The organism is Chelativorans salis (genome assembly GCF_025336525.1).
Lineage (GTDB): Bacteria > Pseudomonadota > Alphaproteobacteria > Rhizobiales > Rhizobiaceae > Chelativorans > Chelativorans salis.
Genome location: NZ_JAOCZP010000003.1, coordinates 512,472 through 537,878 on the forward strand (window position 1 = coordinate 512,472; position 25,407 = coordinate 537,878).

General features: G+C 63.2%; 20 protein-coding genes and 2 tRNA genes. 7 read left to right on the top strand and 15 right to left on the bottom strand.

Annotation, left to right across the window (positions count from 1 at the left end; genetic code table 11):
• Window positions 1-68: 68 nt before the first annotated feature.
• From parC to N5A92_RS12610, 3 genes are all read right to left on the bottom strand, one after another.
• Window positions 69-2,324, bottom strand: a complete 2,256-nt coding sequence (gene parC / locus N5A92_RS12600; RefSeq protein WP_260903137.1) for a DNA topoisomerase IV subunit A — start codon at window positions 2,322-2,324, stop codon at window positions 69-71.
• A 69-nt stretch (window positions 2,325-2,393) separates the two neighbouring features.
• Window positions 2,394-2,684 carry a hypothetical protein gene (locus N5A92_RS12605; protein WP_260903138.1) on the bottom strand — a complete coding sequence of 97 codons (291 nt, stop codon included), beginning with the start codon at window positions 2,682-2,684 and terminating at the stop codon, window positions 2,394-2,396.
• 685 nt (window positions 2,685-3,369) lie between these two features.
• Window positions 3,370-4,254: an alpha/beta hydrolase gene (locus N5A92_RS12610; protein ID WP_260903139.1), complete on the bottom strand. Its 885-nt coding sequence runs from the start codon at window positions 4,252-4,254 to the stop codon at window positions 3,370-3,372.
• A gap of 139 nt (window positions 4,255-4,393) precedes the next feature.
• On the opposite strand from N5A92_RS12610, the gene N5A92_RS12615 reads away from it, so the two are divergent.
• Entirely contained in the window at window positions 4,394-5,590 is a 1,197-nt protein-coding gene (locus N5A92_RS12615) for a hypothetical protein (RefSeq protein ID WP_260903146.1), read from the top strand.
• A 10-nt stretch (window positions 5,591-5,600) separates the two neighbouring features.
• Here N5A92_RS12615 and aspS read toward each other — a convergent pair whose 3' ends face one another.
• On the bottom strand, window positions 5,601-7,388 hold the full coding sequence (aspS, locus tag N5A92_RS12620) for an aspartate--tRNA ligase (RefSeq protein WP_260903148.1): 1,788 nt from the start codon (window positions 7,386-7,388) through the stop codon (window positions 5,601-5,603).
• A gap of 170 nt (window positions 7,389-7,558) precedes the next feature.
• Here aspS and rnd point away from each other — a divergent pair, with 170 nt between their 5' ends.
• On the top strand, window positions 7,559-8,737 hold the full coding sequence (gene rnd, locus N5A92_RS12625) for a ribonuclease D (RefSeq protein WP_260903150.1): 1,179 nt from the start codon (window positions 7,559-7,561) through the stop codon (window positions 8,735-8,737).
• Between the two features lie 45 nt (window positions 8,738-8,782).
• Here rnd and N5A92_RS12630 read toward each other — a convergent pair whose 3' ends face one another.
• The 3 genes from N5A92_RS12630 to N5A92_RS12640 all read right to left on the bottom strand — a co-directional run bounded on the left by N5A92_RS12630 (window position 8,783) and on the right by N5A92_RS12640 (window position 12,965).
• Complete coding sequence (locus N5A92_RS12630) at window positions 8,783-9,172, bottom strand: cupin domain-containing protein (protein ID WP_260903151.1); 390 nt, start codon at window positions 9,170-9,172, stop codon at window positions 8,783-8,785.
• A 68-nt stretch (window positions 9,173-9,240) separates the two neighbouring features.
• Window positions 9,241-10,758 carry an exopolyphosphatase gene (gene ppx / locus N5A92_RS12635; RefSeq protein WP_260903154.1) on the bottom strand — a complete coding sequence of 506 codons (1,518 nt, stop codon included), beginning with the start codon at window positions 10,756-10,758 and terminating at the stop codon, window positions 9,241-9,243.
• A gap of 5 nt (window positions 10,759-10,763) precedes the next feature.
• On the bottom strand, window positions 10,764-12,965 hold the full coding sequence (locus N5A92_RS12640; protein WP_260903155.1) for an RNA degradosome polyphosphate kinase: 2,202 nt from the start codon (window positions 12,963-12,965) through the stop codon (window positions 10,764-10,766).
• 154 nt (window positions 12,966-13,119) lie between these two features.
• Between N5A92_RS12640 and N5A92_RS12645 the strand changes: the two genes are divergently transcribed.
• On the top strand, window positions 13,120-13,365 hold the full coding sequence (locus N5A92_RS12645; protein ID WP_260903156.1) for a zinc-finger domain-containing protein: 246 nt from the start codon (window positions 13,120-13,122) through the stop codon (window positions 13,363-13,365).
• Window positions 13,366-13,448: 83 nt separating this feature from the next.
• Complete coding sequence (locus tag N5A92_RS12650; protein ID WP_260903157.1) at window positions 13,449-14,648, top strand: FAD-dependent monooxygenase; 1,200 nt, start codon at window positions 13,449-13,451, stop codon at window positions 14,646-14,648.
• Between the two features lie 18 nt (window positions 14,649-14,666).
• Here the strand turns inward: N5A92_RS12650 and N5A92_RS12655 are convergent, their stop codons facing one another.
• The 4 genes from N5A92_RS12655 to N5A92_RS12670 form a co-directional block, all read right to left on the bottom strand.
• Complete coding sequence (locus N5A92_RS12655; protein WP_425248577.1) at window positions 14,667-15,374, bottom strand: amino acid ABC transporter ATP-binding protein; 708 nt, start codon at window positions 15,372-15,374, stop codon at window positions 14,667-14,669.
• 134 nt (window positions 15,375-15,508) lie between these two features.
• Entirely contained in the window at window positions 15,509-17,005 is a 1,497-nt protein-coding gene (locus N5A92_RS12660; protein WP_260903161.1) for an amino acid ABC transporter permease, read from the bottom strand.
• Window positions 17,006-17,013: 8 nt separating this feature from the next.
• Window positions 17,014-18,198 carry an amino acid ABC transporter permease gene (locus tag N5A92_RS12665; RefSeq protein ID WP_260903162.1) on the bottom strand — a complete coding sequence of 395 codons (1,185 nt, stop codon included), beginning with the start codon at window positions 18,196-18,198 and terminating at the stop codon, window positions 17,014-17,016.
• 108 nt (window positions 18,199-18,306) lie between these two features.
• Entirely contained in the window at window positions 18,307-19,326 is a 1,020-nt protein-coding gene (locus tag N5A92_RS12670; protein ID WP_260903163.1) for an amino acid ABC transporter substrate-binding protein, read from the bottom strand.
• Between the two features lie 265 nt (window positions 19,327-19,591).
• On the opposite strand from N5A92_RS12670, the gene N5A92_RS12675 reads away from it, so the two are divergent.
• Window positions 19,592-20,761, top strand: coding sequence for a cystathionine beta-lyase (locus N5A92_RS12675; protein ID WP_260903165.1), 1,170 nt, complete (start codon window positions 19,592-19,594; stop codon window positions 20,759-20,761).
• 45 nt (window positions 20,762-20,806) lie between these two features.
• Here N5A92_RS12675 and N5A92_RS12680 read toward each other — a convergent pair.
• From N5A92_RS12680 to N5A92_RS12695, 4 genes are all read right to left on the bottom strand, one after another.
• A tRNA-Arg gene (locus N5A92_RS12680) sits at window positions 20,807-20,883 on the bottom strand.
• A gap of 20 nt (window positions 20,884-20,903) precedes the next feature.
• On the bottom strand, window positions 20,904-21,209 hold the full coding sequence (locus tag N5A92_RS12685; RefSeq protein ID WP_260903602.1) for an ETC complex I subunit: 306 nt from the start codon (window positions 21,207-21,209) through the stop codon (window positions 20,904-20,906).
• Between the two features lie 60 nt (window positions 21,210-21,269).
• Window positions 21,270-21,346, bottom strand: a tRNA-Pro gene (locus N5A92_RS12690).
• A gap of 480 nt (window positions 21,347-21,826) precedes the next feature.
• Window positions 21,827-22,084: a helix-turn-helix transcriptional regulator gene (locus N5A92_RS12695; RefSeq protein WP_313958414.1), complete on the bottom strand. Its 258-nt coding sequence runs from the start codon at window positions 22,082-22,084 to the stop codon at window positions 21,827-21,829.
• A 229-nt stretch (window positions 22,085-22,313) separates the two neighbouring features.
• Here N5A92_RS12695 and N5A92_RS12700 point away from each other — a divergent pair, with 229 nt between their 5' ends.
• Together N5A92_RS12700 and N5A92_RS12705 are read left to right on the top strand one after the other, a co-directional pair.
• Window positions 22,314-22,673 carry a DUF6634 family protein gene (locus N5A92_RS12700; protein WP_260903166.1) on the top strand — a complete coding sequence of 120 codons (360 nt, stop codon included), beginning with the start codon at window positions 22,314-22,316 and terminating at the stop codon, window positions 22,671-22,673.
• 274 nt (window positions 22,674-22,947) lie between these two features.
• Entirely contained in the window at window positions 22,948-25,407 is a 2,460-nt protein-coding gene (locus N5A92_RS12705; protein WP_260903169.1) for an AAA family ATPase, read from the top strand.

The following is a 25,407-nucleotide window of genomic DNA, read 5'->3' on the forward strand; positions in this document are numbered from 1 at the left end:
CGAGGACGATAGCACGAGGAGGAATCCGACACGCCCCTTCCCTCCCCCTGGCGGGGAGGGAAACGCGCTCACCCAAACTTCCCGGTCCGTGGAAAGCCCTTCGGCGCCATGCGCCCCGCCGCCGCGCGGTTGCCGAGCCACTCGGTGAGTTCCTCGCGCGAGCGGGTAAAGGTGCGGTCGGCCGAATCCTGCCAGGAAAGCCCCGCTTCCATGGCAAAGGTCTTGAGATCCGACACACCCCCGTCGCGGTAGCGCTGCAGGCGCACGCCCTTGCCGCGCGCCATCTCCGGCACTTCCGCCAAGGGGAAGACGAGAAGCTTCCTGTTCAGGCCGACGATGGCCACGTGGTCGCCCGTGACGGGAATGCACAGCTTCGCCTCGTCCGGCGCCTTGACGTTCATCACCTGCCGGCCCTTGCGGGTGTTGGCGACAACGTCCTTCTCCGCCACGATGAAGCCGTTGCCGGCATGCGAGGCCAGAAGCAGCCGCCGCTCCGGATCATGCGCGAAGGCCGTGACGATGGCCTGATCGTTCTCCATGTCGACCATGATGCGCACCGGCTCGCCATGGCCGCGGCCGCCGGGCAGCCGGTCGGCACCCAGCGTGTAAAATTTGCCGCCGGTGGTGAACAGCAGGATCTTATCCGTCGTCTGGGCGTGGAAGGCGAGCTTGAGCGCGTCCCCCTCCTTGAAGGTGAGCGAGGAAAGGTCCGAAAGGTGCCCCTTCATGGCGCGCAGCCAGCCCTTCTCCGACAGGACGATGGTGACCGGCTCGCGCTCGATCATCGCCTGCTGCACGTCCTCCAGGTCGTGCGCGGGCGCTTCGCCGAAGGTGGTGCGGCGGCGGCCCAGCGCCGGGTTCTTCTCCGGATCGAAGGTCTCGCGCACCTTCGCCACCTCCCAGCGCACCGTCTTCCACTGCTTGGCGGTGGAGGCGAGCAGCCCCTCGATCTGCGTCTTCTCCTCGGAAAGCTTGTCGAACTCCTTGCGGATCTCGAATTCCTCGAGCTTGCGCAGGGCGCGCAGCCGCATGTTGAGGATGGCTTCAGCCTGGGTGTCCGTCAGCTCGAAGCGGGCGATCATGACGGGCTTCGGCTCGTCCTCCTCGCGGATGATGCGGATTACCTCGTCGATGTTGAGATAGGCGACGAGATAGCCGGCGAGGATCTCCAGCCGCCGCTCGATCTCGGCCAGCCGATGGCGCGAACGGCGCAAGAGCACGTCGCGCCGGTGGTCGAGCCATTCGCGCAGAACCTGCTTCAGCGACAATACGCCCGGCACCTTGCCGCGCGAAAGTACATTCATGTTCAAGGGAAAGCGTGTTTCCAGGTCGGTGAGCCGGAAGAGCGATTCCATCAACAACTCGGGCTCAACGGTGCGGCTCTTCGGCACCAGCACGACGCGGATATCCTCGGCGCTCTCGTCGCGCACATCTTCCAGAAGCGGCAGCTTGCGGGCGATGATGAGCTCCGCGATCTTCTCGATCAGCCGCGATTTCTGGATACCGTAGGGAATCTCGGTGACGACGGCGTTCCACGTGCCGCGGCCCTGGTCCTCCTTCTCCCAGCGCGCGCGCACGCGAAAGCCGCCGCGGCCGGTCTCATAGGCCTCGCGGATGGCGGCCGCACTCTCGACCATGATCCCGCCGGTCGGAAAATCCGGCCCCTTGACGAAGTCGAGCAGGCGCGAGACCGGGGTCTCCGGATCATCGATCAATGCAAGGGCCGCGTCGCACACCTCGGCCGCATTATGCGGCGGGATGGAGGTGGCCATGCCGACGGCAATGCCGGACGAGCCATTGCATAGAAGGTTCGGGAAAGCACCGGGAAGGACGATCGGCTCCTCGTCCTCCTCGTTGTAGGTTGTGCGGAAGTCGACGGCGTCCTCGGTGATGCCCGTCAGAAGCTCCGCCGCCACCTCGGTCATGCGCGCTTCGGTGTAGCGCATGGCGGCGGCGTTATCGCCATCGATATTGCCGAAATTGCCCTGCCCGTCCACCAGCGGGTAGCGCATGGCGAAAGGCTGCGCCAGCCGCACCAGCGCATCGTAGATGGACTGGTCGCCGTGCGGGTGGAACTTGCCCATTACATCGCCCACGATGCGGGCGCATTTGGCGAAACCCTGGTCGGGGCTAAGCCGCAGCAGCCGCATCGTGTGCATGATGCGCCGGTGCACCGGCTTCAACCCATCACGCACGTCGGGCAACGCCCGGTGCATGATGGTCGACAGCGCGTACGCCAGGTAGCGCTCCTCGAGCGCCTTTCTCAGGTCGACGGGAGCCGCCGAATCATCGCCCCCGCCGGGCGGAAGAAGCTCTTTTCCCATGGCTTCCGGTTAGACCAGCAGGCGATTCGCGGCAAGTGGGCAAGCCCACTGTTCAAGGCTGTTTGCCGCCTATTGGCCACCTTCCTGACCGCCCTCTGGGGCGGCACCCTCGGCGGGAGGCGCCTCCACGTCCGGCGCTTCAATAGTCACGTCCGGGGCGGTATCTGGGACACCTGAGGTCAGTTCGCTGTCAATGTCGCCGCCAAAATATCCCCCGCTGACCAGGAAGAGAATGACGACAACGACTGCGGCAGCCAGAACTATACCTGCAATGAGACCGGTTCCCATTCCCCCGCCGCCGGTCTTGACCACGGTGGTTCTTTCTTCTGGAGCCTTGTTCCTTTCATCTGGGTCAGGCATGATCTTCTCCAACTTATGTTGCTTCGCCGGGGAAACGTCCTACAATTCCTAATGGTTCCGGGCCGGCCGTTTGGCCTGAATATCGCCCGCCTGAAGATTCGTGTGTCGGTAGGGGAAATCGCGCGAACCTCTTGGCGGGGATAAAATTTCCGAGCAGGTCCCGCTAACCCATTGATCCCCCACAAGCTGCAAACTTTTCTCGCAGCAAAATTCGCCCGCCACCCCAAAGCCGCCCCTATCATGGTCCCCATCGCTCTCGCGGGAACCGGGTCCGGACCGGAGATCAGGGAGGGCGGCGGCAGCCTCCCCCTCCGGGTCGGTTCCGGAGGCATGTGAGGGCCCGCGAACAGGCCGGAGTCCGGCAGGTCCATCACAGATGGGCGGTGCCGGATGCGGAAAAGCCGCGGGGTTCGGCAAAGGCGCTTCACTGCGTGTGTCCGTCCGGAGCCAGAAAGAGCCCTTAGACCGGTCGAATGTCGGGACAGCGGCCGGCGGGGCGCGTTGCTCGCGCCTTAAAATGAATAGAGTGGCTCGGACAACGCGCCCCGCTTCCCAGCCAATCACAAAGGCCAGACGCTTCGGCGGGCGTGGTGACGATGACCTGCGCCCTTACGTCTTCCAACGCGCAGAGAGGATCACTGTCGTGACATCGCATGTACAGCCCTCGCCGACGCTCCAGGCCGCCTCAGCGCGTCACCCTTTCCAGGAAGCGTTCGATGGCGGCGGTCGCCGCGTCGCCGGGCCGACCAAGCCGGTTGGCGATGGAGCCGTGGGTGTAGCGGCTGCCGTCGAAGACTTCGACGCGGGCGCCGCGGCTTCTCAACAGGTTGGCGTAGCCCTTGGTGAGCGCTCGGCGACGTGCGCCGTCGGAGCCGGAATGCAGGAAGAGGTGTGGCGGAAAGCCGGAACCCTGCCGGGCATAGGTGACAGGCGACCAGCGCACCCAATTGTCCGGGTCGGAGCCGAAGGCGTCGAGATAGGGATAGCCTAGCGAACCGCGCATGCCGGCATAGGCGACCATGTCGTAAGCCTGGACGTCGTTGGGTATGACGCCGCGCACTTGGCCGACCATGCCGCGCGCCGCCGTCAGCGCCACAAGATGGGCGCCAGCCGAGTGGCCCATCAGAACGATGCGGTTGGGATCGCCGCCATAGCGGCGGATATTCGTGCGCACCCAGGAAACGGCGTCGGCAAGATCGCGCGCCTGACCGTCGATGGTGGTGGTCGGCACCTTGCGGTAGTCGATGGCGACGAGAAGATAGCCCTTGGAGTTCAGCCATTTGGGCAGGGAATAGACCCTCTTGCGGTCGCCCTTCACCCAGCCGCCGCCATGGGCGTAGATGACGACCGGCTTCAGTCCGCCGCCAGACGAGCTGAAGAGGTTCAGTTGCAGAATGCTAGCGCGAACGGGCTCTTCGGCGGGCGTGTGGATGTCAAGCTGCAGCCTGCCGCTATAGACCACGCCGTCGTGGAGCATGGCGCCGCTGGCCGGCATCACCAGCGCGAGGAGTGCCAGAAAACCCATCACGGCCAGCTTCAGCACCAGCCGTCGATTGATCGCGTATGGCATAGTCCCTCTTTAAATCAATCGGCATTCATTATGATTTGCGTCCGCAAATTGACACAGGAAAAGCCGCCAGTCATCTTTCCGGCGGAATATTACGTGACATGAACAGAAGTTACCGTAACCGCTACGTGGGGAACGTCGCATGGAACGCCACAGCCTCTGCCTTAAACCCGCAATCCTCGCCGGCGCTCTGGCGGCGTGGGGCATTCCCGCCGCTTTTGCCATCGAGGCGGAGGATGTCGGCGAGCGCCTGAAGGCCATCACGGCCAAGCAGCACATCGAGATCACATATGAGGACGCGCGCATGAATGGCGCCGACGTGACGCTGGAGGCCGTAACGGTGAGCGGCCCCGACGGCGACGTTGCCGTGCCGGTCGGCGACGTGACGCTGCGGGATGTTACCGAGGACGGGGACGGAGCCTACCGGGTGGACAGCGTCGCCGTCGATGACTTCCAATATGAGGGCCGAAGCGGGACCTACTCCTTCGCCGGCTTCACCATGAGGGGTCTTGTGCTGCCTGCGGATGCCGAATCCGACACCTTCGATGGCACGATGCGCTACGACCAGACCGGGCTTGCGCGGGTGAATTTCGAGGGCAAGGACGGGCTTTTGGTCTCCGCCGAGGATATCAATGCCGAGATCACGGTTTCGGACGACGATACGATGATGCTCGACAGCGCAGTCGGCTCCTTCCTGTTCGATCTGCGGTCGGTGGAGGGCAACGCGAATGCCGTGAATGTGCTGAAAGAGATGGGCTACGACCAGATCAACGGCCGTGCGCGCATGGAGGGAAGCTGGCGCCCTTCCGACGGAAGGACGACCGTGTCGCGCTACGAAGTGACCGTCGAGGACGCGGGAACGCTGCACCTGATGGCTGATTTCGATGGCTACACGCCGGACTTCATTCAGGCGATGGACGAAATGAGTAAGCAGTCGGAGGAGAACGCCGGCGGCGGGCGGAACAACACGGCGCAAGGCATGGCCATGCTCGGCATGATGCAGCGGCTCACCTTCCACGGCATGACGCTGCGCTTCACCGACGATTCTTTGACCGGCAAGGCGCTCGACTATGCGGCGAAACAGCAGGGCAGCAAGCCGGAAGATATCGTTGCCCAGGCGAAGGCGATCATCCCGATGCAGCTCGGCCCCTATCTCGGCGCAGAGCTGACCCAGAACCTAACCCAGGCCGTCGGCACTTTCCTCGAGAATCCGGATAATCTGGAGATCAGCGCCAAGCCGGACACCCCGGTTCCCTTCGCCATGCTGATGGGCGCGGCCATGGGCGCGCCCGAAATGCTCGTCAAGCAGATCGGGCTCACGGTCACGGCGAACCAGTAAGCGCAGCGCCTCAGCCCTGCTTGGGCGGCGCCAGCCGCAGATGCAGCTCGCGAAGCTGCTGCGGCGAGGCTTCCGAGGGCGCGCCCATCAAGAGGTCCTGCGCCTGCTGATTCATGGGGAACATGGTCACCTCGCGCAGGTTCTTCGCTCCCACGAGCAGCATGACGATGCGGTCGATGCCGGCCGCCATGCCGCCATGCGGCGGCGCGCCGTACTGGAAGGCGCGGTAGAGCCCGCCGAAGCGCTCCTCCACCACCTCGGGCGGAAAACCGACGATGCCGAAGGCCTTCACCATCACCTCCGGCAGATGGTTGCGGATGCCGCCGGAGGCGATCTCGAAGCCGTTGCAGACGAGGTCGTACTGGAAGGCCTTGATTGCGAGCGGCTCCTCGTTTTCCAGCGCACCCAGTCCGCCCTGCGGCATGGTGAAGGGGTTGTGGCCGAAATCAATGCGCTTCTCGTCCTCGTTCCACTCGTAGAAGGGGAAGTCGACGATCCAGGCAAGCTCGAAGCGGTCGCGGTCGACAAGATCCAGGTCTTCGCCCACGCGCGTGCGGGCGCCCCCGGCAAAGGCGGAGAATTTCTTCGGATCACCGGCGGCGAAGAAGCAGGCATCGCCCGGCTTCAGCCCGAGCTGAAGGCGGATCGCCTCGGTGGGTTCCTCGCCAATGTTCTTGGCGATCGGGCCCGCGCCTTCGACCTTGCCGCCCTCCTCGCGCCAGAAGATGTAGCCGAGGCCCGGCTGGCCCTCGCCTTGCGCCCAGGAGTTCATGCGGTCGCAGAAGGCTCTGGAGCCGCCGCCCGTCGCAGGTATGGCCCAGACGGCGCCGTTCGGGTCGCTCTCCAGGATGTTGGCGAAGACGCGGAAGCCGGAGCTGCGGAAATGCTCCGAGACGTCCTGCATGATGATGGGGTTGCGCAAGTCCGGCTTGTCGGTGCCGTATTTCAGGATCGCCTCGTCGTAGGGGATGCGCCGGAACTCCGGCGTGACGGGCTTGCCATTGGCAAAGGCCTCGAACACGCCGCGCATGATAGGTTCCATGGTGGAGAACACCTCGTCCTGCTCGACAAAGCTCATCTCTAGGTCGAGCTGGTAGAACTCGCCGGGCAGCCGGTCGGCGCGCGGGTCCTCGTCGCGGAAGCAGGGCGCGATCTGAAAATAGCGGTCGAAGCCCGACACCATGATGAGCTGCTTGTAAATCTGCGGCGCCTGCGGCAGGGCGTAGAACTTGCCCTCGTGCAGCCTGGAGGGCACCAGGAAGTCGCGCGCGCCCTCGGGCGAGGATGCAGTCAAGATCGGCGTCGAGAACTCGGTGAAGCCGGCCTCGCCCATGCGCTTGCGCATGTCGGCGATGATATTGGTGCGGGCGACGATGTTTCTGTGCAGTGTCTCGCGGCGCAAGTCGAGGAAGCGGTATTTGAGCCGGATGTCCTCCGGATAGTCCGGTTCGCCGAAGACCGGCAGCGGCAGCTCCTTGGCCTGAGACAAGACCTCGATCTCGCGTGCGAAGATCTCCACCTCGCCCGTCGGCAGGTTCGGGTTCACCGTTTCGTCCGTACGTGCCTTCACCGCACCATCGACGCGGATCACCCACTCGCCACGCACCGTCTCGGCCGTGCCGAAAGAGGGCGAATCCGGATCGGCGACGATCTGCGTGATGCCGTAATGGTCGCGCAGATCGATGAAAAGCAGGCCGCCATGATCGCGCACGCGGTGGACCCAGCCGGAAAGCCGGACGGTCTCGCCCACGTCGGATTTTCTCAATTCTGCGCAGGTATGGCTGCGGTAGCGGTGCATTATCTCTGGTCCGTGTCTGAAGGTCACTGCGAACGGGCGCTGGTCGGCCTCGTCAAATCGGCGCGAAAAGCGCATGCGCGTCCCATTTTGTCAAGGCAGGGCCACCACACGGCGAAAGTCGGGCGATACAATTTCTTCACATTTCGGGCGTCAACGCCTAAAGAGAAGGCATGGAACTCATCAAAACCCGCAAAGAGCTGGAAAAGGCTGTCGCCGCGCTCGAAAAGTCCGACTTCATTACCATCGACACCGAATTCATTCGCGAGACCACTTTCTGGCCGGAGCTATGCCTCATCCAGATGGCGGCGCCCGGTGTCACCGCGATGGTCGATCCGCTGGCCCCGGAGATGGACCTGGAGCCTTTCTTCCGCCTGATGGCGAACGAGAAAGTCACCAAGGTCTTCCATGCAGCCAGGCAGGACATCGAGATCATCTACAATCTCGGCAACCTCATCCCGCATCCGATCTTCGACACGCAGGTAGCGGCCATGGTATGCGGCTTCGGCGACAGCGTCTCCTACGACCAGCTCGTCTACCGCACCACCGGCGAACGCCTCGACAAGGCCTCGCGCTTCACGGACTGGCGCCATCGCCCGCTGTCGCAGAAGCAGCTCGACTATGCACTGGCCGACGTCACCCACCTCATCCCCGTCTACGAGTACCTCGAGCAGGAGCTGGAGCGCGAGGGCCGCGCCCATTGGCTGACGGAGGAGATGGGCGTTCTGACGGCGCCGGAAACCTACGATCCGCATCCCGACGACGCCTGGAAGCGGCTGAAGCTGCGCGTACGCAAACCGATCGAATTCGCCGTCCTGCAGCAGGTGGCAGCCTGGCGCGAGCGCGAGGCGCGCGAGCGCAACGTGCCGCGCGGCCGCGTCCTCAAGGACGACGCCATCTACGAGATCGCCCAGCAGCAGCCGGAGGATGTGGCCGCCCTCGGTCGGCTGAGAAGCATACCCAGGGGCTGGGAGCGCTCGAGCCCCGCGGCGGGTCTGCTCAAGGCAGTCAACGCCGCCCTCGCCCTGACCAAGGAGGAACTGCCGAGGCTGCCCAAGCCCCAGCACGCACCGGAAGGGGCGGCTGCCGCGGCCGAACTCATCAAGGTGCTGCTCAAGCTGGTGGCCGAGAAGGAAGGCGTGGCCACCAAGATGCTCGCCTCCAGCGACGACATCGACCGTCTTGCAGCCGACGGCGAAAAGGCACAGGTGCCTGCCCTTTCGGGCTGGCGGCGCGAGGTATTCGGCGAGGAAGTGCTAAAACTCCTGCGCGGCGAGATCGCCCTCAGATTCGCCAACCGGCGCATCGAGACGTTCTCGCCCGGCGAACAGGTGGCGCGGGCGGCGGAGTAGTCGACGACGCCGCCCGCGCGCTGAAATCGGCACAGCCGAACCGCTTCAACCGTTTTGCGCGAACCAGTCAACAATGGCCGGCATGTGCCGCTCGAAGCCGCCTGGAATGAAGACGTTCAGCAAACCTGCCCTGTGACCGCTGGTGTTACGGAAATCATGGGTGACACCGGCAGGGATGCGAATGAAAGTTCCCGCGGTGGCGTCGAGCCATTCGTCGGCGGCCAACAGGCTGACAGTCCCCTCCAGAACATAGAATAACTCGTCGTTCTCCTCGTGCGAATGCGCGCCCGGCCCGTTACACCCCGGCTCAAGCCACCACTCAGACACGGAATAGCGTTGCGACGTCTCATCTTCATCGGCCTTGAACACCGCTTGCATTTTTCCCATGTCATAGGACCTGCCGGATCCCTTCGGCAGCACAAGAACCTTTTTCATTCGCTCCTCCATCAACCGTGTCAGAACATCATCTCGCGCTGCAGGACCGGATAAGAAATAGGCTTGGCCTACTCCCCCACATCCAGCACTAAATTCAACCCCGTGACCCGGGCCAGATGCGCCATGCGTCCGTGCGGGCGCTCGCCCATCAGGGCCGCGTGCGAACGCGGGACCAGTAGCGCCAGCGCACCGTCTTCGCGCTTTTCCCATTTCAGCCGCGGGATGATGCCTGGCATCGACGCCGTCAGCAGATAGACAACACGCAAAAGCCCGCCCAGGAGCCGCGCCCGCTCCACATAACGCGGTGTGGCGAGGTTGCGCATCTCCGGCGAAAGGGCATCGTCGAACAGACCCTCGTGGCGGAACAGGTTGGCAAGCGCGATGAAGGCCCGGCCGGGATGGTCGACGCCGATGAAGGAGCCGTGGGAGATGATGTTGAGCGACTGCGTGCCGCGATATTCGGGATGGGCGCGCCAGCCAATATCGGCCAGAAGACAGGCCGCGCGCCGGTAGCGCGCCTCGTCCTCCGTCTCCTCGATACCAAAGGCGGCGAAGGCCGTACCGGACCACTCGGCAAGCTCGCGCGCATGGGTGACGGAACGTGAGCGCAGGAGGGCCAGTTCCTCGGCGGCCGAGATGAGCGGGTCCGCCCGCCGCTCCTCCTCACCGAGCAGCGAATGGACAAACCCCTCGCGCACACCGTTTGCCGAGACGACGATCTTCGCCGGCTTGGCCGTGCGGATCACCTCCAGAAGCACGGCGGCACCGTAGGGCAACAGCGCGCGGCGATTCTTCGACACCCGCTCGATACCCGTCATCTTGTCAATGTCACCCTTGGCGACTCGTTTCAGGAAAGCGGCGTCCTTCTCGGGGTCGAGTTCATAGTGGTGCATCACCGGAAGCGGATAGCGGGTGACGTTCATATGGAGGCGGGCAAGGTTCCGCCATGTGCCGCCAACGCAGTAGAAGGTGCGCCCGGCCCCCTTCTCCAGCCATTCGGCGCGCGCCAGCTCGTCGCGGGCGATACGGGCGGCCTCGCTCATCGAGCCGCCCGTCATCTCACGCAGTTTCAGGCCGCCCAGTGGAGTGGTGATCCCCTCCCCCATCGTCTCGCCATGAACGTCGACGAGCTCGAGGCTGCCGCCGCCGAGATCGCCCATGATGCCGTCGGCGTCATGGAAGGCGGCGATAACGCCGAGGGCGGCGTAGCTTGCCTCCTCCCGCCCAGAGAGCACGCGGATCTCGGTGCCCAAAATCCGTTCGGCGCGTTGGATGAAGTCCGGTCCGTTGGTCGCCTCGCGCGCGGCGGCGGTAGCCAATACGTGAAGCGACTGAGCGCCCGCCTGCTCGGAAAGCGCGCGAAAACGACGAAACTCCTCGACGGCACGCGTCACGCCATCGGGGTCGAGTTCGCCGGTCGTGACGATGCTGCGGCCAAGGCCGGCCAGCATCTTTTCATTGAACAGCACTGTCGGCGAACGGGCGACGCCCTCGTAGATCACCAGACGGATCGAGTTCGAGCCGATATCGATGACCGCAATGGGACGCCGGTTCGGTAACCGCCCCTGGGAAACGGCTGTACTCACGACCGCTAACCGGCGGCGGCCTTCTTGGACCGTTTGAAAGCGGCGATCCGCTTGGGCGCATGCGACTTCAGCGCGACGCCACGGCCGGACAGGCTGGGATTGGTCATGAAATATTCCTGCGCGTTGAAGGCTTCCTCTCCGTCCTCCGGCACGACGCGCCGCGAGGTCCCGTCAGGCAATACTTCGAAACTCTGCTGATTGTCCATGATGTTTCCCAGCATGATCTGGCCCAACACCTGCTCATGCACGGTCGGATTGGTGATGGGGACCATGGTCTCGACCCGGCGGTCGAGATTGCGCGGCATGATATCGGCCGAAGAGATGTAGACGATAGCCTCGTCGGACGGCAGGCCGCGGCCGTTGCCGAAGCAGTAGATGCGGCTGTGCTCAAGGAACCGGCCGACGATGGACTTCACCCGAATATTCTCCGAAAGGCCCGGCACCTGCGGGCGCAGACAGCAGATGCCGCGCACCACCAAATCGATCTCAACGCCGGCGCGACCGGCCTCGTAAAGGGCGTCGATCACCTGCGGGTCGACGAGTGAATTCATCTTCATCCAGATCTGCGCCGGCCGGCCCGCCTTGGCATGGGCGATCTCCTCGCGGACGTGCTCGAGGATGCGGGTCCTCAAGCTGAATGGCGAGACTGCCAGCTTCATGTCCACATCCGGCTCGGCATAGCCGGTGATGAAGTTGAAGACCTTGGCCACGTCGTGTGCGATCGCAGGATCGACGGTGAAATAGGAAAGGTCGGTATAGATGCGCGCGGTGATCGGATGGTAGTTGCCGGTGCCCAGATGCACGTAGTTGCGCAGGCGCCTGCCCTCGCGGCGCACCACCAGCGACATCTTGGCGTGCGTCTTCAACTCTATGAAGCCAAAGACCACCTGCACGCCCGCACGCTCCAGGTCACGTGCCCAGCGGATATTCGCCTCCTCGTCGAAGCGGGCTTTCAGTTCCACGAGCGCGGTCACGGACTTTCCGGCCTCGGCCGCGTCGATAAGCGCGCGCACGATGGGGCTGTCGTTGGAGGTACGGTAGAGCGTCTGCTTGATGGCCACCACCTCCGGGTCCTGCGCGGCCTGGCGCAGAAACTGCACCACCACGTCGAAGCTCTCGTAGGGATGATGGACGACGATATCCTTCTCGCGGATGGCCGCGAAACAGTCGCCGCCGTGATCGCGGATGCGTTCGGGGAAGCGCGGGTTGTAGGGTGGGAACCTTAGGTCGTCGCGCGGCAGCGTGACGATTTCGGAAATCTGGCTGATGGCAAGCGGCCCGTCGAGCACGCTGATGCGCGAGGACTGCACACCGAGCTCGCTTGCTACAAAATCACGCAAGTCCTCGGGCATCGAGCTTTCGAACTCGATGCGGATCACCGAACCGCGGCGCCGGCGCTTGAGTGCGCTCTCGAACAGGCGCACCAGATCTTCCGCCTCCTCCTCCACCTCGATATCGCTGTCGCGGATGATGCGGAAGGTGCCGGAGCCGTTGACCTTGTAGCCGGGGAAGAGCTTGCCGATGAACATCTCGACGATGTCCTCCAGCGCGATGAAGCGCACCGTCTTGGGCCGCTCGGGCAGGGCGACGAAGCGCTGCAGCGTGACCGGCAGGCGCAAAAGCGCCGTCATCCTTCCCTTGTTGCCCAGATGCTGCAGGTCGAGGGCGATCGAGAAGCCGAGATTGGGGATGAAGGGGAAGGGATGGGCCGGATCGATGGAAAGCGGTGTAAGCACCGGATAAATGGCTTCCAGGAAGTGCTCCTCGACCCATTTCCTGTCGTCGCGCGTCAGCGCCTCGGGACGCACGATTTCGATGCCTTCCTTCTTCATGAGCTCCAGAAGAAGGGCGAGGCTTTCGTGCTGATCCACCTGCAGGCGGCTCACCTCGCGCAGCACGTGCTCGAGCTGCTCTTCCGGCGTGCGCCCGTCGGCGCTCCTGGTGGCGATCCCCTCGCGCACCTGGCCGGCGAGACCCGCAACGCGCACCATGAAGAATTCGTCCAGATTGTCGGCAGAGATCGACAGGAAGCGCATGCGTTCCAAAAGCGGGTGGTTGACGTTCTGGGACTCCTCGAGCACCCGCCGGTTGAACTGCAGCCACGAGAACTCCCGGTTGACGAAGCGATCGGGGCTCGACCGCGCGATCTCGTCCACCGTCCCCGGCTGGGTCGGGAATTCAGTCTTGATCGGCTTCAGTTCGTTCATGGCCTGCTCGCTTCGATTGTCCTACCTCCGGGCGACCGATCCGCCCATATTATGTCGTGACAGGCTTTTGCGACAGTTTCATATCACGGACTTGCAAAGAAGGTATTTATGCTTCAAACGCACCTCGACAGGTGTTGACAGCGGGAGAAAAGGAATGGCGGGCCATCAAACACCCCATTTCCATAACACGGACGGCTACCGGTCGATCGAAATCGGCGTCAAGGAGTTCATGTGCGTGGGCGCCAACCCGCCGAACGACCATCCGCATGTCTTCCTCGATATGGGCGACGACGAAGAGCGAATCTGCCCCTACTGCTCGACGCTCTACCGCTATAACGCCAAGCTGAAGGTGCACGAAACGATGCCGGAGGGCTGCCTCTTCCACCAGGAAGCGGTTTAGGCGCAGCAAGGCTGCGATATGGCCGGGCTTGGCGCAAGCCGCTCATCCGATGAATTTCCGCAGAACCTAGCCGGCGGGCTGCAGTGACCGGCCGCCCCATCGCCATCGCCGGCGCGGGTATCGCTGGGCTGACGGCAGCGCTCTGCTTCGCGGCGAAGGGGTTTTCCGTCACCGTTTTCGAGCGCGCAGAAGCGCTTCAGGAAGTGGGCGCGGGTCTGCAGCTCTCGCCCAACGCCACCCGCATCCTCGCGCGCCTCGGCGTGCTGGAGAGCCTCGGCAAGGATGCGGTCCGGCCCCGTGCCATCCTGCTCAAGGATGCCGTAAGACTTTCCACACTGGCTGGCGTGCCTCTCGGCCAGAGAGCGGAGCGGCGCTGGCAGGCGCCCTATCTGGTCGCCCACCGCGCCGACCTGCAGCAGGCGCTGCTGCAGCAGGTGCGTGCCAACACGGCGATTCGTCTGGAACTGGGCACGGAGGTTCTGGGCGTCACCGCGCAGGATGCCGGCCTCGTCGTCACAGTGGAGAAGGCCGGCGAGCTTCGTGAGATAGCCAGCAGCCTCCTCATTGGCGCCGACGGCGTGTGGTCGAAGCTACGGGCGCGCATTGGCGGCCGGCAAAGCCGCTTCACCGGCTTTGCCGCCTTCCGGGCCATCCTTCGCGGCGGTGTGGCGAGCGAGGAGGCCGTGGCCACGGTCGCCCGCGATGCCGTCACCGCCTTCCTGGCACCCGACTTCCACCTGGTCGCCTACCCGCTCAGCGGTGGGGCGAACCTCAATCTGGTCCTGGTGACGCATAGCGCGGAGATAGAGCGCGGCTGGGCGAACGCCGCCGACGTAGGCCATCTCCTGACGGCAACCCGGCGAGCGGCCCCTTCCCTATCGAACATTATCCGGCTGCCCGGCGCCTGGACGGCCTGGCCCATTCACGAGGTGCGGGCGGGCGGGCCCTGGACCGATGCGCGCGGGCTGGTGCTGATTGGCGATGCCGCGCATGCGCTCAGCCCCTATGCCGCCCAAGGCGCGGCCATGGCTATCGAGGACGCTGCGCTTCTGGCGGAGCTGGTCGCCCGCGACGATGACATGCCGGGAGCGCTCGCTACCTACGAGCGCCTGCGCAAGCCGCGTCTTGCCCGCGTGGCCCGGCGCGGCGCCTTCAACCGCTTCGTCTGGCATGCTGCCGGGCCGGCCGCGCTTGCCCGCGACATGGTGCTCCGGCTGAAGAGCGAGGAGAGCCTGGCGGCAGATCTCGACTGGCTCTACAGCTACGACGTGGAAGGGCTTTAAGCCACCGCGGCCGGCGCCCTAATGCAGGATCTGCGACAGGAACAGCTTGGTGCGCTCGTGCTGCGGATTGTCGAAGAATTCGGCCGGCGTGTTCTGCTCGACGATCTGGCCCTGGTCCATGAAGATCACGCGGTTGGCCACCTGTCGGGCGAAACCCATCTCGTGGGACACGCAGATCATCGTCATGCCCTCCTGCGCCAGGTCTACCATGGTGTCGAGCACCTCCTTGATCATCTCCGGATCGAGCGCGGAGGTCGGCTCGTCGAACAGCATGATGCGCGGGTTCATGCATAGCGCGCGGGCGATCGCCACGCGCTGCTGCTGACCGCCGGAGAGCTGGCCGGGATATTTGTTCGCCTGCTCCGGTATCTTGACGCGTTCCAGATAGTGCATCGCAATCTGTTCCGCCTCGCGCTTCGGCGTCTTGCGCACCCAGATGGGGGCCAGCGAGCAGTTCTCCAAGATGGTGAGATGCGGGAACAGGTTGAAGTGCTGGAACACCATGCCGACCTCGCGCCGCACCTCGTCGATCTTCTTCAGATCGTTGGTGAGCTCGATACCGTCGACGACAATCTTGCCCTTCTGGTGCTCCTCCAGCCGGTTGATGCAGCGGATCATGGTGGACTTGCCGGAGCCCGACGGACCGCACACGACAATGCGCTCGCCGCGCATCACCTTCAGATTGATGTCGCGCAGCACGTGGAAATCGCCATACCACTTGTGCATGTCGACGATCTCGATCGCTACGTCGGTGTCGGAGATGTGGAGTTTTTGCGGATCGACCTTGATCTCCTGCGGATCGATCACATTCGCCTTCTGCGTTGCCATCGCCTTTTTCCTTGAAGGGCCTTCAAGGCCGGTTATCGGTTGTGGCCGGTGTGTAGCCGGCGCTCGGTATAGATAGAATAGCGCGACATGCTGAAGCAGAAGAGCCAATAGACGAATGCCGCGAAGACGAGGCCGGTGGCCGCCGTCGTCGGCGTGATCCAGTTGGGATCGGAAAAGCCGCGCCGCACGGTACCCAGCAGATCGGCCAGGCCGATGATGTAGACCAGGCTCGTATCTTTGAAGAGGCCGATAAAGGTGTTGACGATGCCGGGGATCACCAGCTTGATCGCCTGCGGCATGACCACCAGGCGCATCATCTGCCAATAGCCGAGGCCTAGCGCCTGAGCGCCTTCGTACTGCCCCTTGGGAATGGCCTGCAGGCCGCCGCGCACCACCTCGGCCATGTAGGCGGCGGAAAACAGCGCTACGCCGATGAGCGCTCGCAGGAGCTGGTTGAAGGTGACACCGGACGGCAGCAGCAGCGGGATCATAAAAGCCGACATGAAAAGCACGGTGATCAGCGGCACGCCGCGCCAGAACTCGATGAAGATGACGGAGAAAAGGCGCACCGCCGGCAGATGCGAGCGCCGTCCGAGCGCCAGGAGGATACCGAGCGGAAGCGATGCGGCGATGCCGGTGAGCGCGACCACCAGGGTCAACATGAGCCCACCCCAGCGGTTGGTCCCCACGGGACGCAAGCCGAAATCCCCGGCGAGCACTATGATCACTCCAACGACGAAGAGCGACGGCACGAGGATACGAAACGGCGAGACCTGCCGCTCCTCGCCGGCGCGCATCGCGGCGACAACGCTCGCCACGATGGAGGCCAAAGCGACCAGGAAAGAAAGCAGCGACAGCCCCGAGAAGTGGAAGGTAAGCAGGGTCAACCGGCCGCTCGGCACAATGTTGGCAAGGATGAGGACGAGGAGCGCAAATCCCGCCAACCATGTTGCGCCTTTGAGCAGCGCCGGCGGAGCGGCGACGTTGCCGGAGCCAAGGGTGGCGGAAACAAAGGCTGCCAGGATGAACAGGAAAGCGATGAAGGCGCCGCTGAGATCGAACTGGCCGCCTGTCAAGAGCACCAGCGAAACGAACGGAAAGACGGCCACGAGGAGCAGCGCGTTCAGCCGTTTGTAGGGCACCGGTGGGATCGCCAGGGGCAGAAGAAGGGCCGCCAGCAGGAACAGTGTCAGATCGACGCGCCAGCGCTCAGCCAAAGGATAGAGCCCGTAGATGAACTGGCCGAACTTGGCGCCGACGAACGCCCAGCAGGCGCCCACGACCCCACCTTCCCCAGCCAAGCACGCCTCCCGATTGGCACCGGTGAAGACCGCATTGAGCAATCCCCACTGGATGATCTGCCATGCGGCCCAGAGGGAAAAGAGGCCGAGAATGATCGTGAGAATCGAATCGGCCGGCGTGGCGAACAGGTTCTTGCGCAGGATTGCCACCGGGCCGTATTCACTCGGCGGCGGCGGCAGCGGCTCTTGCTGCTCGCGAGCGACATAGGCGGTGAGTTGCTCTTCCATGGCTCTTCCTATCGCTCGACCAGCGCCATTCGGGCATTGAACCAGTTCATGAAGGCCGACGTGACGAGGCTGAGCCCCAGGTAGACCACCATCCAGATCGCCACCACCTCGACCGACTGCCCTGTCTGGTTAAGCACCGTCGAGCCGACGGCGACCAGTTCGGGATAACCGACGGCCAGTCCCAGGGAGGTGTTCTTGGTCAGGTTGAGGTACTGGCTCGTCAGCGGCGGGATGATGACGCGAAACGCCTGCGGCACGATGACCAGGCGCAACGCCAGGTTACGCCGCAGGCCCAGCGCGTAGGCAGCCTCCGTCTGGCCCCAGGAAACCGCCAGGATCCCGGCCCGCACGATCTCGGCGATAAAGGAGGCCGTGTAGAAGGAAAGCGCAAGGAACAGCGCCAGGAATTCCGGCTGCACGCTCCAGCCACCGACGAGGTTGAAGCGCGTCGCCTCCGGCACCTGGAAGGTAACCGGGAAGCCCGAAAGGGCAAATACCACCAGAGGCAGCCCGACAATGAGGCCGAGGCTAGGCCAAAGGATCGCCCGTCGCTCGCCGGTCCTCATCTGCCGCCGTTTGTTCACCCGTGCGAGCACCACAGCGCTAACAACGCCGATGGCGAAGGTAATCAGCGTAAGCATGGCCACCGGGTCGAACAGCGCGGCCGGCATCTGCAGACCGCGGTTGGAAAGATAGGACCCGAACGGCAGCTCGAACGCTTGGCGCGGGTGCGGCAGCACAGCGAGCACGCCAAAATACCAGAACAGGATCACCAGAAGCGGAGGGACATTGCGGAAAATTTCCACATAGATCGTGCTCAACCCCCGCACGAGATAGTTGTGGGACAGGCGGCCAACGCCGATGATGAAACCAACGATCGTCGCCAGGGTGATGCCGGCGCCTGCGACGATGAGTGTGTTGGTGATGCCGACAAGCAGCGCCCGGCCGTAGCTGGAATTGCTGGTGTAGTCGATCGGCACCTGACCTATGTCGAAACCAGCTCGCGTCGACAGGAAGCCGAAGCCGGCGGCGATGTTGGCCTGTGCGAGGTTGCGCGCCGTGTTGTTGATGAGCCACGCGGCAAAGGCAAGGATGGCGATGATCATCACGATCTGGATGATCATGCCGCGCGTCCTGGGATCGCGCATAAGCGCAACCCGCGCCTCGGGAACGCTTTGGGTATCAGCTGTCATCTGATCCGCCCCGTGCAGCGGCATGGGCCAAGCCGTGGCGGCCGGCCCTGCGGCAGCCTGTCAAGTCAAGCGAGCCGCGCTCCGAAGAACGCGGCTCTCCCTGTCCGATCAGCGGATCGGGGGCGCGTACTGAATGCCGCCCTTGGTCCACAGCTCGTTCATGCCGCGCTGGATCCGGAGCGGCGTGTCGGGTCCAACATTGCGTTCGAAGATCTCGCCGTAGTTGCCGACGGCCCTGATGACATGAACCATCCAGTCGTTGGTGAGGCCGATGTCCTGTCCGAACGAGCCTTCGGCCCCGACGAGGCGACGGATATTCGGATTGTCGGAATCGAGCATCTCGTCGATGTTGTCCTGGGTGACGCCGAGCTCTTCAGCGTTCAACAGGCCGAAATGCACCCACTTGACGATGTCGAACCACTGCTCGTCGCCCTGGCGCACCACCGGGCCCAAGGGCTCCTTGGAGATGATCTCCGGCAGAATGACGTGCTCCTCCGGATTGGCGAGTTCGAGGCGCGTGGCATAAAGGCCGGATGCATCCGTGGTGAGAACGTCGCAGCGGCCCTGCTCGTAGGCGGCGTTCACGTCCGACTGGGACTCGATGACGACCGGGTTGAACTCCATGTTGTTGGCACGGAAGTAGTCGGTCAGGTTCAGTTCCGTCGTCGTGCCGCTCTGCACGCAAACAGTGGCGCCCGAGAGCTGCAGCGCCGAGGTCACATTGAGATCCTCGCGCACCATGAAGCCCTGACCGTCATAGTAGTTGACGCCGGCGAAGTTGAGACCAAGTGCGGTGTCGCGGTTCATCGTCCAGGTCGTGTTGCGAGCCAGGAGATCAACCTCGTTGTTCTGCAGGGCTGGGAAGCGCTGGACCGCGGACAGAGGCGAATACTCGACCTTGCTGGCGTCACCTTCGAAGACAGCGGCGGCCACCGCCTTGCAGTAGTCCACGTCGAGGCCCTGCCACTCACCCTGGTCGTTCTGAGACGCAAAGCCCGGCAAGCCGGTATTGACGCCGCAGCGCAGGGCATCCCTGCTCTTCACGTCGTCAAACGTAGCGCCGGAGGCCGGAACCGCTAGCAGCGCGATCACGGCCGAGCCGAGCAGTGCCTTGATGGAATTGTTCATGATTATCGACCCTTTTTTTGGTACAGGGTTCATCCCCTACTGATTGTTGTGCGGAAGCCGGCGCAGGCCATCTGTCGAGACGACATCGGACGCACGCTTCCTTCTCCCAAGCACGTTGCCCATCGAATGCCATAAATCAGCGCGGGTCAAGAGCCAATGCCGCACATGCGAGATGCAGGTATCGTATTGGCAGTCTTGAGAAACAGGCGCGAAGCTTCTATGCCGAACCGATGCCCGCCGGGGCACGACGAGCGAGGGTTATCGTATGGCACGAGACGGGCACAAGAGCGGTATCAACACCAGGCTGGCCCATATGGGCAACGATCCGGGCGATTTTTTCGGCTTCGTCAATCCGCCGGTGGTGCACGCCTCGACCGTGCTTTTCCCCGACGCGGCAACCATGGCCTCGCGCAAGCAGAAATACACCTACGGCACGCGCGGCACGCCGACCACCGATGCGCTGGCCAAAGCGATGGACGAGCTGGAAGGCTCAGCAGGCACCATCGTCGTGCCTTCCGGGTTGGCCGCCGTTTGCGTGCCGCTCCTGGCGTTCCTTTCGGCGGGCGACCATGCGCTCATCGTCGATTCGGTCTATCACCCCACCCGGCGCTTCGCTGATACGATGCTGAAGCGGCTGGGCGTGGAGGTCGAATATTACGATCCACTCGTCGGGGCCGAAATAGCACGGCTCATCAAGCCCAACACGAAGGTCGTCTTCACCGAATCGCCCGGCTCCAACACTTTCGAGATGCAGGACATTCCGGCCATCGCCAAGGCGGCCCGCGAAGGCGGCGCCGTGGTGATGATGGACAACACCTGGGCCACGCCCCTCTTCTTCCGCCCGCTCGATCACGGCGTCGACATCTCCATCCACGCGGCGACGAAATATCCGGCCGGCCATTCCGACATCCTGCTCGGCACCGTCTCGGCCAACGAAGCCTGCTTCGAAAAGCTCTACGACACGTTCCTCACCCTCGGCACCTGTGCCGGTCCGGACGATGTCTACCAGGTGCTGCGGGGCCTGCGCACCATGGGCGTGCGGCTTGCCCGCCATCAGGAAAGCGCGCTTCAGATCGCCCGCTGGCTGGAGGCGCAGGAGGGCGTGGCGCAAGTACTCCACCCGGCCCTTGAATCGCACCCCGGCCACGCGATCTGGAAGCGCGACTTCTCCGGTGCCAGCGGCATCTTCTCTTTCGTGCTTGATGGCGGTGGGGAACGCGAAGCTCACGCGTTCCTCGACGCTCTCGACATCTTCGGACTCGGCTATTCCTGGGGCGGCTTCGAAAGCCTCGCCGTCCACGTCTTCCTCGGCGACCGCACGGTAGCCAGGGACGCCTATGCCGGCCCCGTCATCCGCCTGCAGATTGGGCTGGAGGATGTGGAGGACTTGAAAAGGGATATCGAGAAGGGGCTGCGGGCGGCCCTGCCCGGCTGAAACTCCGCAGCACTTGTCCCGCGAAGCGCCAGCGCGAAATCAAGATGGCGACCCCGGCAGGGCTCGAACCTGCGACATTCGGTTTAGAAGACCGATGCTCTATCCAGCTGAGCTACGGGGCCTCGGGCGCTGAGGAAGCGGTTCAGTGCGTCCACGGGATTTTGCGGTCATAGCGGAAATTCTCCGCATAGGAAACCTGACGCCGCTTCGGCGGCTTCGCCTCCTCGAGCCTGAACGGGATGCCGTGTTTCTGCGCGTAGGCCACGGCTTCCTCTTTGGTGGCGAAGGTCAGGTGCACCTGGCTTTTGGCGTCGCTGGTGCTGGTGTAGCCCATCAGCGGATCGATCCGGCGCGGGGATTCGGGCTCGAACTCCAGCACCCAATGGCCGGTCTTGGCAGTGCCGGACTGCATGGCGGTTCTGGAAGGACTATAGATGCGCGCGGACACTTTTGTGACCCTCACTCTCGGTTCTCTTCGTTCCATCCCGGCCTTCGCGGCCGGAAGCCATGGTCGGAGCGGCAGGATTCGAACCTGCGACCCTCTGCTCCCAAAGCAGATGCGCTACCAGGCTGCGCTACGCTCCGTGGCCCTGTTCCTCTAGGGATAGCAGAGGTTTTGTGCAAGAGGCGAAGAGAACAAAAAGGGCGCAAAGGGCATCGTATGGTAGGTTGCGGGACAAAAGTCCCACGGATTCTCCCACGGTGTTCCGCAGATGTTCATGAGAGGGTAGAAGGATTCAACTGAGGCGACAAATCACGGCTGCCTCAATGCCATATTATTTCTGACGCGAGTTTGAGATGCAGGAAGCTGAGTCAGACAATCTGCGAAAACTCGCGTGGTAGCGATGCGGACCACCATACGGGTTGTTCGAGGCTGTCCGGCGAGCACCCTGCGTTCCTTCTTCCTTTACTTCCGCTGCCAAATCAGATCTGCGGACCTTTTTGGCGGCTGGCTCTCTGGGACACGAACGCCATGATCGTCGCTGTCCGTCGCAGGCAGAAAACGTGCCCCTGCTTTTCAAGCGGTTTCGGAGAGGCGGGCGGAGAGATTTGGAAGCCGCTTGCTCAATTTTCGATTTTCTTTCGTCGCAAGGCGATCCCCGGTCCGTGTTCTGCGGTTGAAGGCAAGAAAACCACACCTGCCTTTTCGAGCGCTCCTCGAACCTTATCCACTACATCGAAGGCAACTCCCTTTCCGCCGGCTTCGATGCGGATAACCGTCTGTCGGCCGACCCCAGCGCGCTTGGCCAGGTCTTCCTGGCTCAACTCGAGCGCTACCCGCGCAACCCGCATCATTCGGATCGTGTCAGAAAAGGATTCCATACCTCAGCAAGGAGAGCGAAGATCGACTGCTGTCAACAAGTGGGACATTTCGTACCAAATGATAGACATAAAGTTTCTAATCAGGTACACAGTGAGCATGCCCAAGGACTCGTAAGACACCAGTTCAGGAAACCGCCGAATCGAATCTCAGAAGGCGAAGTTGGCCCAGAGTCTCAGCTTTGCCACCTGTTTGACCGCAGCATGAAATCCAACTCCAAGGGAACCAATCATGCATCGATTTGGAATTCGCACCCCCGACTCCGTCCACCGTGCAATCTATGGCGAGATTGAGCGGCTGGAGAAACTCGCCGCCGACCTGACGGTGATGAACACCGCGCCCTTCCCAACCAACCAACTCGTGGACAAGGCGTGCATGGACGCTCCGATCCTTGAGGATTGGCGATATGCCATGCGGCCTGTGCCCTGCCTCGTCGGGATATCATCGGGGCATCCGGTCCTGGCTGGCGATGCGCGGTCGATCGTGACATCCGAGGTCTGGCTGATCTCCGAAGAGCTCTGCTGCGCAAGGTCATATTCACGCTGGTACCGGCTCGGGCGGCGCTCTGACGATCAATCGAGCGACAGTTGAAGAGATGACGGACCTTGCGGACGGCACAATGCCGACAGCTGACGGGCGTCTGGCCCGGCATTTATTGCGAAGGCTTCGGCGCGATGCAGAGGCGGTCGCCATCGACACCGCGGTTGCTGCGGGAATCCTTGAACGGAAATGTCGTCAGTCCCACGGACGCGTGATCAGCGTCCTTGGCCCCGGAGTCGTCGCAAAGAACTCATCCGCGGCGGAAATCAGGCGAATCCTTCAATGCTCTCGGCACCATAATCGAGCATCGAACGGGAGATTTGCCGTGGATGACGGTGAGATCACTCTGGTCGCAACGGACGCCGGTGATGAGCGGCAGCCTGACACCCGGGTCGGACCGGATCCCGGCCTCAACGAGGCGCGTTCGTCGGCGACCGAGACCGACGTCCTATCGTCGACAGCGTCTGTACCGATGGCATCGCTGCTCGAGGCCGTGCGGAAATCCGCCGAGTCCTTTCGCGCCCCGGAAGTCGCGTCGATGCTGCTCCTGGCGCATTCCGTCACAAACAGCGGGCTCCCCCTCCGGGAGGTGCTTGCCAACCTCTGTTTCGAACGGCCGATCGTGACGGTCAGGTGTGATGTGCCAGGATTCGAACGGATCTTCCTCGATCTTCTGGAGCGCGGGCACATACTGCCGGGCGAAATCTCTTTCTCGAATGGGTACGAAATCCACGGGCAAACGCGAGCCATTCGTTTTTCAGGTGCTCAGGATTCGCGGTGGCAGGTGGTGTGCTTCGCGGGCAAAGACAACGACAACGACTTCATGGATGACTGGCGCATCGGCCAGTCCGCGCAGACCGCGTATCCGATCCTGGGCGTAGCAGAGGCGGAAAGCCAGCTGCCCGAGCGGCTGGCAATAGCCGCGCAGCTTAACTTGGACTGCGGATCGCTCACTGCGGAAATCGTGAACAGGACAATCGAGACCGTACTCGGCAAAAACACCAACGAGCGCCTGCAGCCCGGTCACTACTCGGTACTTGATCTTGCCGATCTTGCGATCGCGGTCCGGCCAGGCGTCTCGCCCACCCGTGCAATCGCCATTCTCCATTCAATTGCCGAGGCGAGATGGAAGGCTGCCTCCGACGAGGACGAAGAGCACGAGAACGATGCCGTTCGGAAGTTGGCCCATGGCGGAAACTCACGAACTTCCCCCAGGAGCGAGCGCAAATCGAGGCAGGATTCCAGCATCGACATTATCCAGCCGGAGGTACCGTCAGGAGACGACGACAAGGACAGATACGTCAGGCGTGTCGAGACGCTGTCGGGCTATGGCGACGCGCGCGACTGGGCAATGGCCGTCAAGGATGATTTGGAGCTGTGGCGCTCGGGCGAGATCGTCTGGGGCGAGATGGTTGCCAAGGTGCTGCTCACCGGTCCGCCCGGAACGGGCAAGACAACCTTCGCCAGGGCGCTCTGCAACACGCTTGGAATCCCCTTGATCGCCACATCGGTGGCGCGATGGCTGGAGGGTGGCCATCTCGGCGATGTCCTGAAGCGCATGGCCAGGACGTTCGCGGAGGCCGAAAGGCACCGTCCTGCCATCCTGTTCGTCGACGAGATCGACGGCATCGGCATGCGTGGCCGGGCCTCCCGGAACTACGATGACTATTGGACGACGGTGGTGAACAAGGCCCTGGAACTGCTCGACGGCACGATGAAAACCGAAGGCGTGATCGTCATCGGGGCCGCCAACAATCCGGCGGCTATCGACCAGGCGCTGCTGCGCTCCGGGCGGCTCGAGACCCATATAGAGATCGGGAAACCGGATACCGCCGCGATCGTGGGCATACTGCGTCATCATCTCAAGGACGACGTCGATGCGATCGTCGCCAGCGCCCCGGAAGAGCTGACGCGTGGCCTGGGAAAAATGGACCAGAACCATGGGTACCGGATTTTCCCGATGACATCTTCGGTAACCAACCCGGCCATAGAAAGGGCCACCGAGCACGTCCTACGCCGCCTCGCACAAATGGCCAAAGGCATGACCGGAGCCGACATCGAGCGGGTGGTCCGGCAGGCACGCCAGAAAGCCCGCCGGGAGAAGCGCGCCGTCGCGTGGTCCGACGTCGAAGCTATGATGACGGGGTCGAGCCGGGAAATCCCGGACGACATTCGTCTCAGACTCGCAATCCACGAAGCCGCACATGCGGTGGCACAGATTCGCCTGGAGCTAAGCGAAATCAAGCTGATCACCATCGAGGGCCCGGGAGGCGGCTATGTCTCGGGTACATCGCACCATTATCTGCAAACGGAAGAACTCATGACGGGTTGGCTCGTGGCCATGCTGTCGGGTCGCGCCGCCGAAGAAGAGGTATTCGGGTCCGTCACGGCGAATTCCGGTGGTCCTGACAGGAGTGACCTCGCTCAGGCGACGCAATTGGCCTTCGACATGGAGACGAAATACGGTTTCGGTCAGCGGGAACCCTTGCTCTATCGCGCGGTGGATGACAGGTCCAAAGTCCTCCACCTGAACCACGAACTGGCCGCGCGCGTCAGCGCGAGGCTGAAGAATGCCTACGCGGCCGCCCGCAAGCTTGTTGCCGCGCGAATGGATGCGGTCAAGGTTGTGTCAGGAGGCCTGATGGTCCATGGCACCCTCGAGGGCCCGGACCTGGATGCGGTCATCGCACGTGTGAGAGAAATGGTGGCGGATGCTCTCGAGGAGCGGCAGTCGCCATCGACAGAGGTCGCCGATCATGCCCAGAGCCGCCAGCGGGAGCCGTAA

Excerpts from the sequence above, each read along its gene's own strand:
- N5A92_RS12665 (WP_260903162.1), bottom strand. The coding sequence starts at position 18,198 with ATGACAGCTGATACCCAAAGCGTTCCCGAGGCGCGGGTTGCGCTTATG.
- N5A92_RS12700 (WP_260903166.1), top strand. The coding sequence starts at position 22,314 with ATGCATCGATTTGGAATTCGCACCCCCGACTCCGTCCACCGTGCAATC.
- N5A92_RS12670 (WP_260903163.1), bottom strand. The coding sequence starts at position 19,326 with ATGAACAATTCCATCAAGGCACTGCTCGGCTCGGCCGTGATCGCGCTG.
- N5A92_RS12645 (WP_260903156.1), top strand. The coding sequence starts at position 13,120 with ATGGCGGGCCATCAAACACCCCATTTCCATAACACGGACGGCTACCGG.
- N5A92_RS12660 (WP_260903161.1), bottom strand. The coding sequence starts at position 17,005 with ATGGAAGAGCAACTCACCGCCTATGTCGCTCGCGAGCAGCAAGAGCCG.
- rnd (WP_260903150.1), top strand. The coding sequence starts at position 7,559 with ATGGAACTCATCAAAACCCGCAAAGAGCTGGAAAAGGCTGTCGCCGCG.
- parC (WP_260903137.1), bottom strand. The coding sequence starts at position 2,324 with ATGGGAAAAGAGCTTCTTCCGCCCGGCGGGGGCGATGATTCGGCGGCT.
- N5A92_RS12615 (WP_260903146.1), top strand. The coding sequence starts at position 4,394 with ATGGAACGCCACAGCCTCTGCCTTAAACCCGCAATCCTCGCCGGCGCT.
- N5A92_RS12605 (WP_260903138.1), bottom strand. The coding sequence starts at position 2,684 with ATGCCTGACCCAGATGAAAGGAACAAGGCTCCAGAAGAAAGAACCACC.
- N5A92_RS12630 (WP_260903151.1), bottom strand. The coding sequence starts at position 9,172 with ATGAAAAAGGTTCTTGTGCTGCCGAAGGGATCCGGCAGGTCCTATGAC.
- aspS (WP_260903148.1), bottom strand. The coding sequence starts at position 7,388 with ATGCACCGCTACCGCAGCCATACCTGCGCAGAATTGAGAAAATCCGAC.
- N5A92_RS12640 (WP_260903155.1), bottom strand. The coding sequence starts at position 12,965 with ATGAACGAACTGAAGCCGATCAAGACTGAATTCCCGACCCAGCCGGGG.
- N5A92_RS12675 (WP_260903165.1), top strand. The coding sequence starts at position 19,592 with ATGGCACGAGACGGGCACAAGAGCGGTATCAACACCAGGCTGGCCCAT.
- N5A92_RS12655 (WP_425248577.1), bottom strand. The coding sequence starts at position 15,374 with ATGCACAAGTGGTATGGCGATTTCCACGTGCTGCGCGACATCAATCTG.
- N5A92_RS12695 (WP_313958414.1), bottom strand. The coding sequence starts at position 22,084 with ATGGAATCCTTTTCTGACACGATCCGAATGATGCGGGTTGCGCGGGTA.
- N5A92_RS12610 (WP_260903139.1), bottom strand. The coding sequence starts at position 4,254 with ATGCCATACGCGATCAATCGACGGCTGGTGCTGAAGCTGGCCGTGATG.